This window comes from Pseudarthrobacter sp. NamE5, from assembly GCF_005796225.1.
In the GTDB taxonomy this organism is placed as follows: domain Bacteria; phylum Actinomycetota; class Actinomycetes; order Actinomycetales; family Micrococcaceae; genus Arthrobacter.
The window spans coordinates 1-230 of the sequence record NZ_VAHO01000064.1; the positions used below are offsets into that span (position 1 = coordinate 1).

The window sequence follows — 230 nt, forward strand, 5'->3', positions numbered from 1 at the left end:
AACGTGGCCGTGTGCAGGACCTGGCCCCCGGCGTCGGACACCGTGAACGTCATCCCGTTCGTATGCCGTGGCAGCACGGTCAACGGCCGCAGCACCATGTCCTTCACCCCATACGGCAGCGGCACCGAACCGGCCAACTGGAGGATCCCGGTCTCCGCGATCGAAGCCAGCCGCTCCTCCACCTCCTCCGGCAAAATCAGCTCCGGATGGTAACCCTCCAAACCCAACAG

1 protein-coding gene is annotated in these 230 nt (G+C 65.2%); it reads right to left on the reverse strand.

Annotated elements, in window-relative coordinates:
- A partial coding sequence (locus tag FDW84_RS19090; RefSeq protein ID WP_305775697.1) for a serine dehydratase beta chain occupies positions 1-230 on the reverse strand: 230 nt, incomplete at both ends.